Origin of the sequence: Liquorilactobacillus satsumensis DSM 16230 = JCM 12392, from assembly GCF_001435195.1 — a bacterium.
In the GTDB taxonomy this organism is placed as follows: domain Bacteria; phylum Bacillota; class Bacilli; order Lactobacillales; family Lactobacillaceae; genus Liquorilactobacillus; species Liquorilactobacillus satsumensis.
Genome location: NZ_AZFQ01000054.1, coordinates 76,500 through 91,509, shown reverse-complemented (window position 1 = coordinate 91,509; position 15,010 = coordinate 76,500). Strand labels below are relative to the sequence as shown.

General features: G+C 38.7%; 13 protein-coding genes. 12 read left to right on the top strand and 1 reads right to left on the bottom strand.

From position 1 onward, the window contains the following. Nucleotides 1-121: 121 nt before the first annotated feature. Nucleotides 122-784, bottom strand: a complete 663-nt coding sequence (locus tag FD50_RS11310; RefSeq protein WP_056961806.1) for an SDR family oxidoreductase — start codon at nucleotides 782-784, stop codon at nucleotides 122-124. A 395-nt stretch (nucleotides 785-1,179) separates the two neighbouring features. Here FD50_RS11310 and FD50_RS11305 point away from each other — a divergent pair, with 395 nt between their 5' ends. The 12 genes from FD50_RS11305 to FD50_RS11250 all read left to right on the top strand — a co-directional run bounded on the left by FD50_RS11305 (nucleotide 1,180) and on the right by FD50_RS11250 (nucleotide 14,531). Next, the gene (locus tag FD50_RS11305; RefSeq protein ID WP_056961804.1) at nucleotides 1,180-1,791 is read left to right on the top strand and encodes a GTP pyrophosphokinase; all 612 of its coding nucleotides are present in this window, start codon (nucleotides 1,180-1,182) and stop codon (nucleotides 1,789-1,791) included. A 13-nt stretch (nucleotides 1,792-1,804) separates the two neighbouring features. After that, nucleotides 1,805-2,488 (top strand): response regulator transcription factor, encoded by a 684-nt coding sequence (locus FD50_RS11300; RefSeq protein WP_056961802.1) that lies wholly within the window; start codon nucleotides 1,805-1,807, stop codon nucleotides 2,486-2,488. Continuing rightward, nucleotides 2,489-3,736, top strand: coding sequence for a sensor histidine kinase (locus FD50_RS11295; protein ID WP_056961800.1), 1,248 nt, complete (start codon nucleotides 2,489-2,491; stop codon nucleotides 3,734-3,736). Between the two features lie 397 nt (nucleotides 3,737-4,133). Then, the gene (locus tag FD50_RS11290; protein ID WP_056961798.1) at nucleotides 4,134-5,522 is read left to right on the top strand and encodes an amino acid permease; all 1,389 of its coding nucleotides are present in this window, start codon (nucleotides 4,134-4,136) and stop codon (nucleotides 5,520-5,522) included. Between the two features lie 153 nt (nucleotides 5,523-5,675). Further along, nucleotides 5,676-6,674 carry a helix-turn-helix domain-containing protein gene (locus FD50_RS11285; RefSeq protein ID WP_156653543.1) on the top strand — a complete coding sequence of 333 codons (999 nt, stop codon included), beginning with the start codon at nucleotides 5,676-5,678 and terminating at the stop codon, nucleotides 6,672-6,674. 342 nt (nucleotides 6,675-7,016) lie between these two features. Then, complete coding sequence (locus FD50_RS11280; RefSeq protein ID WP_056961796.1) at nucleotides 7,017-8,279, top strand: MFS transporter; 1,263 nt, start codon at nucleotides 7,017-7,019, stop codon at nucleotides 8,277-8,279. 29 nt (nucleotides 8,280-8,308) lie between these two features. Further along, complete coding sequence (gene rhaB, locus FD50_RS11275; RefSeq protein WP_056961794.1) at nucleotides 8,309-9,778, top strand: rhamnulokinase; 1,470 nt, start codon at nucleotides 8,309-8,311, stop codon at nucleotides 9,776-9,778. Nucleotides 9,779-9,784: 6 nt separating this feature from the next. After that, nucleotides 9,785-10,102 carry an L-rhamnose mutarotase gene (gene rhaM, locus FD50_RS11270; RefSeq protein WP_082610539.1) on the top strand — a complete coding sequence of 106 codons (318 nt, stop codon included), beginning with the start codon at nucleotides 9,785-9,787 and terminating at the stop codon, nucleotides 10,100-10,102. A gap of 14 nt (nucleotides 10,103-10,116) precedes the next feature. Further along, nucleotides 10,117-11,382, top strand: coding sequence for an L-rhamnose isomerase (locus tag FD50_RS11265; protein ID WP_056961791.1), 1,266 nt, complete (start codon nucleotides 10,117-10,119; stop codon nucleotides 11,380-11,382). Between the two features lie 50 nt (nucleotides 11,383-11,432). Continuing rightward, entirely contained in the window at nucleotides 11,433-12,248 is an 816-nt protein-coding gene (rhaD, locus tag FD50_RS11260) for a rhamnulose-1-phosphate aldolase (RefSeq protein ID WP_056961789.1), read from the top strand. 105 nt (nucleotides 12,249-12,353) lie between these two features. Continuing rightward, on the top strand, nucleotides 12,354-13,250 hold the full coding sequence (locus tag FD50_RS11255; protein ID WP_054755761.1) for an AEC family transporter: 897 nt from the start codon (nucleotides 12,354-12,356) through the stop codon (nucleotides 13,248-13,250). A gap of 165 nt (nucleotides 13,251-13,415) precedes the next feature. Further along, nucleotides 13,416-14,531 (top strand): NAD(P)-dependent alcohol dehydrogenase, encoded by a 1,116-nt coding sequence (locus tag FD50_RS11250; protein ID WP_056961787.1) that lies wholly within the window; start codon nucleotides 13,416-13,418, stop codon nucleotides 14,529-14,531. Nucleotides 14,532-15,010: the final 479 nt, after the last annotated feature.

The window sequence follows — 15,010 nt, the reverse complement described above, 5'->3', positions numbered from 1 at the left end:
TTTAACACAATGATGAGTTTACGCTCATAATTGAAAAATACAAAAAACTGGCACCTTTGACGCAGTCTGAGTCGAAGATGTCAGTTTTTTCTGAGATTAAGCTTAAAGCGCTGGATATTACTTAGATTTTAAAGGCATCTTTGATACTGATGGTCCCACCGCCGAGAGTGTAACTTTTACGAAACGTATTGCGATTATTAATAATTGCAGCAATTACCGCTGCGACATCATCTCTAGGAATACTTAAATCCGTTAAAGCGGCATTTTTTGAAACTAACTTAATATTGCCAGTTCCTTGAGAATCTGTGAGCGGACCTGGACGCACGATGGTATAATCTAAGTCAGTTTGAATAAGCGCTTTGTCAGCGTAGTATTTTGCGATCATATAGGGCTTAATACCAGTTTTGTCCCAAAGTTCACGTTGGTTGCTGGCTGCAGAACTGACCATAATATAGCGCGTAATTCCGGCAACTTGGGCAGCTTCCATGGTCTTGATTGCCCCATCTAGGTCAACAATCAGTGTCTGATCATCACCCGTATTGCCGCCAGAACCGGCTGAGAAAACGATCGTATCAGCGCCGCTTTGTTTGAATTGGTGTGCGATGGTTTCGGGTAAGGCTGTTAAATCAAAATGCTGTGGAATGACAAGCGGGCTATCAGGTAAAACGGACGCTTGTGCGAGGTCTCGCAGCCCAGCTGAGACCGTCAGTCCTTGATTAATCAACTTTGGAACTAGCAACCGTCCAACCTTGCCATGTGCGCCAACTAAGAAGACAGATGTCATGTTTAAACCTCCTCAAGATTAAGTGTTACCTAAAAAAAACTCATTCTATGCTTAGATTTTACACCACTTTAGCTTGGAATGAGTAGTTAGATCACTTGTTTGAAAACTGTGGCATTTCTCAATAAAAGGTTAAGTTAGCTGTTATTCAATCTTTTTACACATAAATTTAATATTTTGCTGGTATGGTGTATGATAGTACATTTCCAAATGTCAATGATGAAAGTTATCTACAAGCTGCGTTAAAAGAGAAGGTTTAACGTATAAAACATTTTTAGCGGTAAGCATGAGAGGAATTGAGCAAATTTTAATTTCTGACGCAATGCCCTTGTTTAGATAGCAATTGGCATGAAGACTGTTATAATGTTTAATTGATATAGATTAAAGGAATGACGATTATGGAAATATATGGGGAGTTCAAACCTTATCTCACAAAAATAAGGGACGATGTGTTGGGGAAATTAAACGCCCTTAACCAGAAAGAAATTGCTAATAATAAGACAAAGTTGTATGAACATTTAATTGGGCGTGTTAAGACCGAAGAAAGTATGACAGAAAAGTGTCAGCGTAAAGGTTTTCCACTGTCTCCGCAAGGCGCACTCTATGACTGCAAAGATGCGATTGGGGTCCGAATTGTCTGCAACTTTATTGATGATGTTTATCGTGCTATTGAACTTTTGAAGGCTGCAGATTGGTGTACAGTTGTCAAAGAAAAAGACTATATCACTCACTCCAAACCGAATGGATATCGGAGTTATCATCTTATTTTAAAAGTTGCAACTTCGTATCCAGCAATCGCTGAAGCTACGCCTGGCGGGTACTTTGTAGAGGTTCAGTTACGGACAATTGCCATGGACTCTTGGGCTAGCTTAGAGCATGAGATGAAATATAAACATACGATTGAAAATTCAAAACAAATTGTTAAAGAATTAAAACGGTGTGCAGATCAACTGGCTTCTTGCGATGTCCAAATGCAGACAATTCGGCAGTTGATTCATGAAAATCATTAAGGAGGCTTTTAGCATGCGAATATTACTAGCTGAAGACGAAAAACAACTTTCTAAGGTGCTGGTTACAGCATTAAACAGCAGAGGGTATAGCGTTGTTCCTGTCTATGATGGGCAAGAGGCTGTTGAAAAAGCTAGTCAAGGTGTTTACGATTTAATGATTTTTGATATCATGATGCCGCTTTTGACAGGGATTGAGGCGTTAAAAAGGATTCGGGCTGCGGGGGATCAAACCTATGTAATCATGTTAACGGCAATGTCAGAAGTTGACGATAAGGTCACTGGCCTTGATGCTGGTGCGGATGATTATCTGACTAAGCCGTTTTCACTAAAGGAACTGTTAGCGCGGTTGCGTTCACTCGAGCGAAGAACTGAAGACTATGGCAATGATGTTTTGAACTTTGGTGACATCACCCTTGATAGTAATGAACAGCGGCTTGAGAGTTTTAACTCTATCAGTCTTTCGGCCAAAGAAACGAGGCTGTTGAATCTGCTGATTTTGAATGCCAATAAAGAAATTGCCAGCGATGTTTTGATTGAGCATATTTGGGATAATGATGAAGATGTTGAACAAGAGACGTTATGGATCTATATTTCTTATCTGCGGCAAAAACTGCGTGCGGTGAATGCTCACGTCGAAATTCGGGGAGAAAAGGGTGGCCCTTACCAGCTAGTCAAGACTGATAAAGGGGGGCTTTAAATGATTCAGAAATTTCGATATCGCTTTATTGGACTTTCTACAGCCGCTTTGTTCATTGTTTTATTGACGGTCATTGGTAGCATAATCGGTATTTCAGCATATCGTGCTAAACAACAGATTAATAATGTACTGATTATTCTTTCTCAAAATGATGGACAGATAAATTCACAGATTAATACACAAAATGTAAAAAAACGGTTTGGACCTTCTTTTAACCAAGAAAGTTTGTATCAATACCGCTACTTCAGTGTTTCTTTTGATAAAAAAGGAAAACAAACGGCACTGGATGATACCCATATTATCAGCATTTCTAGAGATACCATTATGGATCTTGGTCGCCGAGTGTACCGCAGTGGACGAAAGGACGGGACAATTCGTTCTGTCATGTCAAATTATTCATATAAAGTTACACACAAACACGGCAAGACGAATATTGTTTTCCTAGATGAGTCAGTTATTATGGAAAGTACTAATAATATTATGGAAATTGGCTTGTTTCTCGGGGCGATCAGCCTATTGCTTTTTACCTTAATCTTAATTGCGTTTTCTAAACGAGCGATTAAGCCGATTGTGCAGGCCGAAAAGCGGCAGAAAGAATTTATTACAAATGCAGGGCATGAATTGAAAACGCCATTGTCGATCATTAAGGCTAACACTGAGCTGCAAGAGTTAATGAATGGAAAATCTGAGTGGACAACTAGCAACGAGCAGCAAGTGGATCGCTTGACCCGCTTGATTAACAATCTAATTTCATTAGCACGGATGGAAGAGCAGCCTAAAGTAACTTTAACTACAATCGATGCTTCCGCGACTTTTAAACGTGCAACAGATAGCTTTAAAGCAATTATAATGCAAGAAGATAAGACTTTTAAAGTTAAGGTCATGCCGGGATTAAAAATTAGGGCTGATGAGAACAGTTTCTACGAGCTATGTAACATTCTTCTCGACAACGCTAACAAATATTGTGATGACAAAGGAACCGTTACCGCATATTTAACAACTGATAAACGGCAAAGAAGAGTGACTCTTTTGGTTGGAAACACTTATGTTGCAGGAAAGAACAGCAACTACAGCCGCTTTTTTGAACGCTTTTATCGCGACGATAAATCACATAATAGTCAGAAAAAAGGGTTTGGAATCGGACTTTCAATGGCACAGAGCTTAATAGCGACTTTCAAGGCAAAACTAAGTGTGCGCTATCGTGACGATCAGCTTTTCTTTAGTGTAAGTTTTAAACCGGTTAAATAAAGTGGATGGATCGTTGGGTAAATGCCTAATGGCAATCAACAGTGTCCCTTTTTTAGAAGTGCTTCTAGCCGCCGCCTAAGCCTAAGCTCGAATTACGCATAACCCCAACCCAGGTTACTTTGTAATTCGCTGTATAGTCTTTGTAGGCTGGGCGCTGCAAGTCGCACTTCTATTTAACGTGTTCCTAGCAGCAGCCGCCTAAGTCTAAGCTCGAATTACGCGTAACCCCAACCCAGGTTACTTTGTAATTCGCTGCATAGTCTTTGTAGGCTGAACGCTGCAAGTCGCACTTCTATTTAATATGCTATGATTGTACATAGTTGAATTTATGTAGAAAATGAAACAGTTGGCGAGCCAGTGAAACTACTGTCTGCCAGCTTTTTTGGAGGAAGAACAAATGAAACAAAAGTCGAATAATGCGCCTGAACTCCAACGCTCCATGACTGCCGGGCAAATGGAGATGATCTCTCTGGGTGGAGCAATCGGAGTCGGCTTATTTATGGGATCAGCCGCAACGATCAAATGGACCGGACCATCCGTTTTGTTAGCTTATATATTTGTGGGACTCATTTTGTATGTTGTGATGCGCGCGCTGGGTGAGATGATCTATGTTAATCCAGGAACGGGGTCATTTGCTGATTATGCCACGGAATATGTGCATCCCTTAGCCGGTTATCTAGCTAAATGGGCAAATGTTTTTGAATACATAATTGTTGGAATGTCAGAGGTTGTTGCCGCAACTGAATATCTCAAATATTGGTGGCCGCAAATCAACCCCTTTGCAGCAGGAATAATCATTATCATATTTTTAGTTCTTGCGAATCTTGCCAGTGCTAAAGCATACGGTTCTTTAGAGTTCTGGTTTGCAATGATTAAGGTAATTACGATTATCTTGATGATTCTTCTAGGATTGATGGTCATCTTTTTTGGCTTTGGCAATGGAGGACACCCGGTCGGCTTTAGCAATCTTTGGCAACATGGGGGCTTCTTTACAGGAGGGTTCAAGGGCTTCTTTTTCTCAATGTCGATCATCGTTGGCTCATACCAAGGAATTGAGTTATTAGGAATTTCGGCCGGAGAAGTCGCCAATCCGCAAAAAGCAATTGTAAAGTCTGTTAAATCAGTGCTTTTTCGTATCTTGATTTTTTATGTAGGTGCAATTTTTGTGATTGTCACGATCTATCCTTGGAATCAATTGAGTGCAGTTGGCTCGCCATTTGTTTCGACTTTTGCAAAAGTGGGGATTACAGCGGCGGCTGCCATAATTAACTTTGTTGTTCTGACAGCCGCCTTGTCAGGAGCCAATTCTGGAATTTATTCTTCCAGCCGGATGCTTTTTAAGTTGGCACATGAGGAAAATGCCCCCAGAATTTTTGGACGATTATCTAAGCGAGTGGTTCCAGATGCTGCAATCTTAGGGATTGCTGGTGGTATCTTGGTTGGTTTTGCAATTAATATGCTTGCAACGATTTACAAGCAGTCAACTGCTGAGCTGTTTGTAGTGGTCTTTAGTTCCTCCGTTCTTCCAGGGATGATCCCGTGGTTTGTGATTCTTTTAGCGGAATTGCGTTTTCGGAGAGAAAATCCAGAATTGATGACAGCCCATCCTTTCAAATTACCGCTGTATCCGTACTCCAATTACTTTGCTTTCGGCATGTTAATTGTAATTGTAATTTTTATGTTCATTAATCCAGATACGCGAATTTCCGTGATCGTGGGGGCAGCAGTCTTACTGGTTGCCACTTTAGTTTATTTGCTGCGGCAGCGAGGTAAAACCATTCACTAAAAATCGTGCATTCTGATGAGGTGTTGGGCACATCGAAAGCTAAAGCTTTGCTATGGAAGTACTGCAGGATATGTTATTCTTATGTTGGAAAACGATTTCATGAAAATCAAAGACACTAAAATAGGATATGCGATTTGAGTGGGAGGGATAACGGTGCTAAGTAGCAGGGTTTTGAATATGCTAAGTACGTTTAATGCAATAGAAGCCGAGCAGCAAAAGAATCATAAGTATGTTGAAGAAATGCCCGCTAGTGCGATTAATAAGGAAGCATCAAAAAAGGATAAGCTGAAAGTCTTGAACGACTATTTTTTTAGGAATAAGGATATCTATATTAGTAAACACAATCGTTTTGCTGCCTACCCTAAACATACGCACATGTTTTTAGAAATTAATTACATGTTAAAAGGAAATGCTAGTCAAGTTGTAGATGGGAATAAGGTAAAACTTGTTCAAGGAGATTTACTATTATTAGATGTTGGTGCCGAACATGCGATAGCAGCTTTGGGTGAGGACGATTTGTTGATTAACATCCTTTTCAGAAATAGTAATATTAATATTGAACTGTTGAAGGATTTACGTAGAAGTCGCAGCGTATTGTATGACTTTTTATTAAAAAGTTCAATGGGTGAAAATAGCAGCAAACAGGATTATCTGATTTTCCGGACGGCGCACAATCATAAAATTTCTGAAATATTAGATGAAATAATAGAGGAATATTTCCGAAAAAGAGAATTTTCTGATTCTGTAATTAAGGCGTATCTGCAAATCTTGATTACTAATTTGGTGAGGGATTATCACATTGCGGATGTCAAAAAGAATAACAAATCACAAAAATTGGTGATAGCAATGTTGGCCGAAATTGATAAAAATTATGCAACAATTAGTTTGGATAAGGTAGCCGGAAAATACAACTATAATAAAAATTACCTTAGCAATATTTTCAAAAGGGAAGTTGGGAAGCCTTTTTCAAAAGTAATTTTACAAAAAAAAATGACTCAAGCACATACTTTGATTACTTCAACAACATTACCCATAAGCAGAATAATCGAGGCAGTTGGAATTACGAACAAAAGTTATTTTTACAAAAAATATTATGAATTTTATAAAGAAAAACCGTTGGCTGAGCGGCAATTCAATAACAATGTATTTTAAAAATAGGCGTGTGGGCAAACATTATTTTTAGTTGCAGCAAGGAATTAAAAAATTACAAGGATAGAAGAGTTTGGGACAAAAAGTCGCGAACTCTTTTTTTGTGTTCTTGGTTTCCAAACAGCTAGTGCTGAAATGTGCACCAAATGTTTTTTGTTACTCTCTTTTGTTAGTCTAGCAGCTGTTTTTAAAAAAATATTTTTGAGGATCAAAATTTTAGCAGATTAAATATGTAAATATGATAGAAAAAAGCTATTTATCTGTCATTGAAAGCGGATACACAAAATGGTGTAATCTATTTGTATACAAGATGGATATCCGAAAAATATGAAGAGGGGTGTCTAAATGGATAACAAGAATTCAACAGCATCTACTTGGGCGGTTTCACTTACAAATTTTTTAGATTCAGGTTCGATTGTTGCAGGTGCCTCAGGATTAACTTTATGGCAAAAATCTTTTGGGTTGAATAATTTTGAAGTTGGTTTATTAGGCGCATTAAGTGCGAATGCATTTGGATCAGCTCTTGGAGCAATTATTGGCGGGCGACTTTCAGACAAATTTGGAAGAAAAATGATTTATACGTATGACATGCTGATTTATATGCTGGGAACCTTAATTGTGGTTTTTTCATTGAATTTTGCAATGTTGCTATTAGGATTTTTAGTGACTGGAATTGCAGTTGGAGCGGGTGTGCCGGCTTCTTGGACTTATATTGGAGAAACTTCTGGAGATACAAGTCGGGCACATAACATTGGGATTTCACAGTTTGCGTGGTCAATGGGTCCAGTTATTATTTTTGTTGCTGGGACTTTGCTTGCGCCACTTGGCTTGGCTGGCAGTCGAATATTATTTGCATTTTTAACAATCGTTGCATTTATCGCCTGGAGCTTGCAAAGAAGGCTGCCAGAATCTCAGGATTGGATTGATCAGAAACAAAGAGAAAAAGAAGCTGCAGTTGAAGTTCACCCCTATCGGGATTTGTTTTCGAATCTTATCTCAGTCAAAAGCATTCTGTTTCTTTGCGGAGTTTACGTTTTTTGGAATTTAGTTGCTGGAGCAATGGGCTTTTTCATGCCATTTGTTTACGAGACTGTCGGAGGACTTAATAATACACAAGCCAATATGCTGCAGGCAGTGCTCTGGATTTTTACAGCACTTGCTGGATATTTTGGATTTGCATTGTTCGGCGATCGAATCAATCATCGTCTCTTCTTTTTTGTAGGAGCCGCAATGGCTGTGATTTCGTGGGTTATTCTAACCTACATCGGCTTTGGTTGGGTAGCTTTATGGTGCTTTGTAATTATTTGGGGTATTTCCGCTGGAATTGGTGCACAAGCATGGTATGCATTGTGGGCAGTGGAGTTATTTCCCACAAAGTTCAGGGCTGGTTCTCAAGGCTTCATGTTTTTTGTGGTTCGTGGCACAGCTGGAATTTGGTCAATTGTCTTTCCGATGATTTTGTCTGGCCTAGGATTTAAGACAGCAGGAACTGCAATGATTGCCTTGTTATTGGTATCCTTACTCGTCGGTTCGATTTGGACACCGAATACACGGCATAAAACATTATCCCAGATCACTAAAGAAAGATATGGTGAGGATCAGGATTAGGAACGATGTTGAGAGGATGAGTGGAATTTATGGAAAAGGTCTATGTGGCGGTTGATATTGGGGCATCAAGTGGTCGGTTAATACTTTCAAAGTTAGTTGATCATAAACTGAAATTGAAAGAAGTGCATCGTTTTAAAAACGGATTTGCGAATGTCCAAGGACATGATCGTTGGGATATTGATAAGTTAATTGCTGAAATTCTAATAGGTTTGGAGAAAATCAAAAAAGCTGGTTATAATGCTGTGACTCTTGGGATTGATACTTGGGCGGTCGATTACGTCTTAGTTGATAGTCAAGGAAAAAAGTTGCAGGATCCAGTCTCATATCGCGATGCTAGGACTGAAGGGAGCATTGAGCGATTGACTACAGATCTACCTAAAAAATATATTTATCAAAAAACAGGTATCCAATTTTTAGATTTTAATACTTTGTACCAACTTTTTGAAGAGGACAAAGAGCTGTTGGCTAAAACGGACAAAATAATGATGATTCCTGATTATATCGGGTATGTTCTAACAGGCACAGCGGTTACAGAAGTTACTAATGCATCAACAACACAAATGCTGAGTTTAAGAGAAGGTTTGTTTGATGACCATCTTTTATCCAAAGTGAATGTAAAGGAATCTCAATTCCCTAAGTTAGTCGAAGCGGGCACAGTACTAGGTAATCTTAAGGAAGAATTGAAGACTACTTACGATTTACCGGAAACAAAGATAATTACCGTTGCAACGCATGATACTGCTTCTGCAGTGGTTGGGACCCCTGGGATTGGGCAACGTTGGGCATATTTAAGCTCAGGAACTTGGTCGCTGATTGGCGCTGAGTTAAATACACCAGAAAATGGGGAACAGGCATTTCGTGAGAATTATACAAATGAATGGGGTGCTTATGGCACCTACAGATTCCTTAAAAACATTATGGGATTATGGATTATTCAAAGTATTAAGCGTGAACTTCACGATCAATACAGCTTTGTGGAATTGGCAAATTTGGCGGAACAGGAACCACCTTTTCAACAATTTATTGACGTAAATGATCAACGCTTTCAAAATCCTGCCAATATGATTAGTGAAATTCAGGCATATTGTCAAGAAACAGGGCAAAGAATTCCTATAACACCTGGCCAACTGACAATGGCAGTCTATTCAAATCTTTCACTATATTATGCAAACGAACTTGCAATTTTGGATACAATTCTTAACTATCGGATTGATAGTCTCAATATTGTCGGCGGTGGATCAAATGTAAAGCTGATGAATCAATTAACAGCAACGATTGCAGATGTAGATGTTTATGCTGGTCCCAGTGAAGCAACAGCAGTTGGAAATATTATTGTTCAGATGATCACGGAAGGTGATATCTTAAATGTTTATTTAGCACGAAGAATAATTAGTCATTCATTTGAGATTAAGAAATTTACTCCTGAGAAAAATAAGTATCCACAAATTTTGCAAAAATACCGTGATTTTTTAGCAAATAAAATTGATATGAAAGGGTGATTAACAGTGGCAATCCGAATTGGACAGTTAATGCATGTGTATCCTAATCAGTATACTGAGTACGAGCGGAGACATAACAATCTTTTTCCAGAAATGAAAGCAGCATTAAAGGATGCAGGGGCACATAACTACTCAATCTTCCTTGATAAAAAAACAGGTAATCTGTTTGCTTATTTGGAAGTAGACAACATTGAAAAATATAATAATATTGCTAATTCTGAAGCATGCAAAAAATGGTGGGCGTATATGGAACCAATCATGGATACTAATCCTGATCAAAGCCCTGTTACCCAGGATTTGCAGCAAGTATTTCATCTAGATTAAAGGAGGACTTTAAAATGGTTAAAACTGAAAATATTGAAAAAGCCTATGAAACAGCTAAGGCACGTTATGCAGAATTAGGGGTTGATACTGACAAAGCACTTGCGCAATTAAAGAATATCAAGTTATCAATTCATTGTTGGCAAGGGGATGATATTCATGGCTTTTTAAATCCAAACCAAGAATTAACGGGGGGAATTGGGGTCAGCGGAGACTATCCGGGGATTGCTCGGACTCCAGATGAATTAACAGCAGACTTGCATGAAGGATTGTCATTAATACCAGGGAAACACAAAGTGCAGTTGCATACACTTTACGCTGTGACAGATAAAAAGAAAGATTTCAACGAGATTGGACCAGAGGACTTTAAATATTGGGTAGATTGGGCTAAAGAAGAACAAATTGGGTTGGATATGAATCCCACCTTCTTTTCACATCCGAAAGTAAAACATAATTTTACGTTGGCAAGTCCTGAAAAGGAAATTCGTGACTATTGGATTCAAGTGGGGAAAAAATCACGTGAAATTTCGAATTACTTTGGTCAAGAGCTTGGACAAAAATCAATTAATAATTTTTGGATTCCAGATGGGTTTAAGGATAATCCAATCGATAAACAGACACCAAGATTGCGCTTATTGGAATCACTTGATGAAATATTTGCTAAAAAATATGATGAAAATAATACAATTGAGGCAGTCGAAGGTAAACTTTTCGGAACGGGGATTGAATCGTATACAGTTGGATCACACTTATTTTATAACAATTATGCGATTAGTCGGGGCAAACTTTGGACAATTGATGCTGGCCACTGGCATCCAACTGAAGATGTTTCCGACAAGTTCTCAGCCTTTATGCCTTTTGGTAAGGGATTAATGTTGCATGTATCACGCCCAGTTCGTTGGGATAGTGATCATGTAGTGATTTTGGATGATGCTTTAAGCAGAATTACCCGTACATTAGTACGTGATAATGAACTTTCTAAGACCAATATCGGCCTAGATTTCTTTGATGCAACGATTGACAGAGTTGCAGCCTGGGTGATTGGTGCACGCGCAACACAAAAGGCGTTATTACAAGCAATGCTTGCTCCAATTGCAGCATTGAAAAAAGCTGAACTAAACTATGATTTTACAACGCGATTAGCGGTAACAGAAGAATTGAAATCATATCCGTTTGGGGCAGTTTGGGACGAGTTCTGCCTTCAAAATGGCACTCCAGTTGGAACAGATTGGCTGGAGAATATTCATCAGTATGAAAAAGATGTGTTATTTAAGCGCAATTAAAACAAATAATTAAAAAATTAAGCTCTAAACAGCAGCGGGAGGAATTTTTGATGGCAGAATTTGGGACCTCGAAATTTGTAAAGAAAATTAGTGAAATCACTCACGAATCTTATGTACATGGTTGGGATGAACGAAATGGTGGAAATGTCTCAGTTCGAATTGACCGCGAAGACTTAACCGGGTTTTCTGATTTAGCTGAAGTTAAGCGGAGCTTTTCTTTAGGTTTTGATGCAAGGCCCTTAGCAAAACAATATTTTTTAGTAACAGGTACGGGGCGCTATTTCCGGAATGTCATTAATCAACCTCAAAAAGATCTTGGACTTGTTCAAATTACTGCAGACGGTCAAAAAGCTGATTTGTTGTGGGGATTTGAAGATGGTGGATTGCCAACTTCAGAATTTCCAAGTCATTTGATGACCCATATTGAACGATTGCAGGTTGACCAAACACATCATGTGGTAATGCACTGTCATCCGACGAATATTATCGCTTTATCATTTACACAGGAGCTTGATGAGGCCAAACTATCGCGATTACTGTGGAAAATGCAGGCAGAATCACTAGTCGTTTTTCCCGAAGGAATTGGTGTTATTCCATACATGACGCCAGGAACAACGAAAATTGGGCGTGCTACTGCGGACAAAATGCAGGAGTTTCGTCTAGTGATTTGGCCACATCATGGCATATTTGGTGCCGGGGCTGATTTGGACGAGACTTTTGGTTTAATTGAGACAGCGGAAAAAGCGGCAACAATTTATTCTCAAATTGGCGCACAAGGAGGGAAAATAAAGCAAGCAATTACTGACGATCAGTTAAGAAAACTTGCAAAAGCATTTGGAGTAGTGGCTAATCCAGAGTTCCTTTAAAAAGTTTATAAATAGCTCTTAAATAAACCGGATTGCATTTTACTGCTCTCCGGTTTATTTATATCTAGTCAACATAAGAATGATGAAGGTTGGTGAGGTTAAAGGATGTCTATTTTTGAAAGTGTAATGTTACCGGTAATCTTTATTTTTGCGACTGGTTTTGTTTTTCAGAAAATTTTCAATCTGGAGATTAAACCCTTATCAACGTTGGCGATATCTTTGCTGTTACCTTTCCTAACTTTTCAGACTTTTTATAAAAATGCAATTAATACCGCTTTTTATTTCATCATAGTTGTATTGCTTTTGAGTTTGATAGCATTGGTAATTTTAGGAATAATTGTTGGAAAAAGCCTGCATTTTAAACGGAGTCAAATAGATGCGCTATTATTGGCAAGCTGTTTTCCTAACAGTGGGAATTATGGAGTTCCAATCGTAATGTTTGCTTTTGGGCATAAGGGATTACTCTATGGGCTGCCAATTATGATTTTCCATAATCTTTTGATGGGAACAGTTGGAGTTTATATTGCTGCTGATAAGCAAGGCAACGTTCTAGGGCCTTTGAAGCAGGTTTTTAAACAACCGATGAATTATGTCATCCTGCCTGCAATTTTGATGAACAAATTTCAGCTAATCCTGCCTGTCAATTTTATGAAGAGCATTACTTTGATTGGCAATACAACAGTCCCTATTATTATGTTGATTTTAGGTATGCAGCTTGCAAGTGTCCAATTAGTCCGAAGTGACTGGAATAAAATTTGGCTGGCTAGTGTACTGCGTTTAATGATTTCACCGCTAATAGTATACTTTATTTGCCAACTGTTACCTATAAATGCCACTTTAACAGCAATTCTTGTTGTGATGTCAGCAATGCCTAGTGCAGCAAATACAACCTTATATGCCATTCAATTTGCAGTTGAACCTCAATTTGTCGCAATTAACACTTTGATAAGTACTCTGTTTAGTATTTTAACTTTAACCGTTCTGCTGAATTTCATAGGGTAGTACTACTTTTTCGTTTAGCGTGTGCACTCAGGTTAAAGTTGGCTAGTCAATTTAAAAGGTGTGATTTTGTTGTTTTTTTGATGTATTTATGATATTGAAAGCGCTTAAATTTGTGACCATAATAAAGTTAGTTAAGAATTTCACTAATAGGAGGAGGAACGTTCTATGAAGATCAGTGCAGCAGTAGTTGAGAAGATTGGTGACCCATTTGTGATTAAAGATGATATTGAATTAGCCAAGCTCGGAGTCACAGATCTACAAATTAAGATGGTAGCCAGTGGAATTTGTCATTCTGACGAGGCTATTCGAAAAGGAGATGCTTCATTAGGATATCCGGTTATCTTAGGACATGAAGGCTCTGGAATTGTTGAACAGGTGGGGGCACAGGTAACGGATTTTGCAGTTGGTGACCATGTGATTCTGTCATTTTACTCTGATGGAACCTGCGATAATTGTTTGAGAGGAATTCCTACGCAATGCAGAAACTACGCAAAGTATAATTTGAGCGGCGTTCGTGCAGATGGAACTGACCATTTTACTGAGGGCGGTCATCATATTAGTGATATGTTTAATCAGTCATCATTTACAACTCATACGGTTGTGAATCAGCGTAATGCAGTTAAAGTAGATAAAGAACTAGATTTACGTAAATTAGGTCCGCTGGGTTGTGGTTACGTAACCGGCAGTGGGACAGTATTTAACACACTTCAGCCTAAACCAGGACAGACAATTGCAGTTTTTGGAACAGGAGCAGTTGGTTTGGCAGCGATGATGGCAGGTAAAATAGCTGGATGTACGCAGGTAATTGCGGTTGATGTCGTTCCAGAACGGCTAAACTTGGCGCAAAATTTGGGCGCTACACACACAATTAATAGCAAAGAAGAAGATGCTGTAGAAAAGATTAAAGAATTAACAAATGGCTATGGCGTAGATTTTACGGTTGACACCACTGGGATTGAAACAGTAATGTTGCAGGCCATTAGTGCGCTGGCTCAGGGAGGAACAGCTGCTTTAATTGCGGTCACTTCTCAAAATATTGCTTTTAGTTCTTGGAATGATCTTTGTACCTCGGACAGAAAAGTGGTAGGTGTCAACATGGGAGATGCGATTCCGCAAATTGATATTCCCAGGTTGATTGAATTCTATAAACAAGGAATGTTTCCATTTGATAAAACTGAAAAATTTTATCAGTTTTCTGAGATAAATCAAGCAAATCAAGACTCTGTAAGTGGTAAAACAATCAAGCCAGTGTTAGTAATTGACACTGACTATCAAAATTAGGGCCAAAGAAGTGTTAGTGCAAGCTATTTAACAGTCGTGATGAATTTTAGAATTGCTTAGCTGACTTGGTCTCCTTGACTAGAAGTGATGTGACCATCAGTTTCAAAAAACGCTGTGGTCGCATTGATGCGGGTAAGCATTTTTCGTTATCTGCGTATTTAAGGGGATCGATCGTCTTTAACATGGAATTAGACCAGGCTTTTGAGCTTTTTTAACGAGGATTGAGCATAAGTATATCTAGGTTAGTAATCGCTATATCAATTAAGATGTCACTACGGCGTGGTTTGATGGGGAACATTGTTTGAAACAAAGAACTTTGTTTTACTTGTGAGCCTAGGCAAATTAAAAATGAAGCCCAAGTATTTCGAAAAATCATATTGGAAAAGCGGAAATGAGTATGCTAGGAGGTCCTAGGATGCCCATTTTTTGATTTGCGCTAAAGTTTTTTGGGGATAAGCTGCTGTCTATCAGCTTTTAAT

Bases quoted from the DNA above. Each gene is read 5' to 3' on its own strand.
- FD50_RS11310 (WP_056961806.1), bottom strand. From the start codon at position 784: ATGACATCTGTCTTCTTAGTTGGCGCACATGGCAAGGTTGGACGGTTG.
- FD50_RS11305 (WP_056961804.1), top strand. From the start codon at position 1,180: ATGGAAATATATGGGGAGTTCAAACCTTATCTCACAAAAATAAGGGAC.
- FD50_RS11300 (WP_056961802.1), top strand. From the start codon at position 1,805: ATGCGAATATTACTAGCTGAAGACGAAAAACAACTTTCTAAGGTGCTG.
- FD50_RS11295 (WP_056961800.1), top strand. From the start codon at position 2,489: ATGATTCAGAAATTTCGATATCGCTTTATTGGACTTTCTACAGCCGCT.
- FD50_RS11290 (WP_056961798.1), top strand. From the start codon at position 4,134: ATGAAACAAAAGTCGAATAATGCGCCTGAACTCCAACGCTCCATGACT.
- FD50_RS11280 (WP_056961796.1), top strand. From the start codon at position 7,017: ATGGATAACAAGAATTCAACAGCATCTACTTGGGCGGTTTCACTTACA.
- rhaB (WP_056961794.1), top strand. From the start codon at position 8,309: ATGGAAAAGGTCTATGTGGCGGTTGATATTGGGGCATCAAGTGGTCGG.
- FD50_RS11265 (WP_056961791.1), top strand. From the start codon at position 10,117: ATGGTTAAAACTGAAAATATTGAAAAAGCCTATGAAACAGCTAAGGCA.
- rhaD (WP_056961789.1), top strand. From the start codon at position 11,433: ATGGCAGAATTTGGGACCTCGAAATTTGTAAAGAAAATTAGTGAAATC.
- FD50_RS11255 (WP_054755761.1), top strand. From the start codon at position 12,354: ATGTCTATTTTTGAAAGTGTAATGTTACCGGTAATCTTTATTTTTGCG.
- FD50_RS11250 (WP_056961787.1), top strand. From the start codon at position 13,416: ATGAAGATCAGTGCAGCAGTAGTTGAGAAGATTGGTGACCCATTTGTG.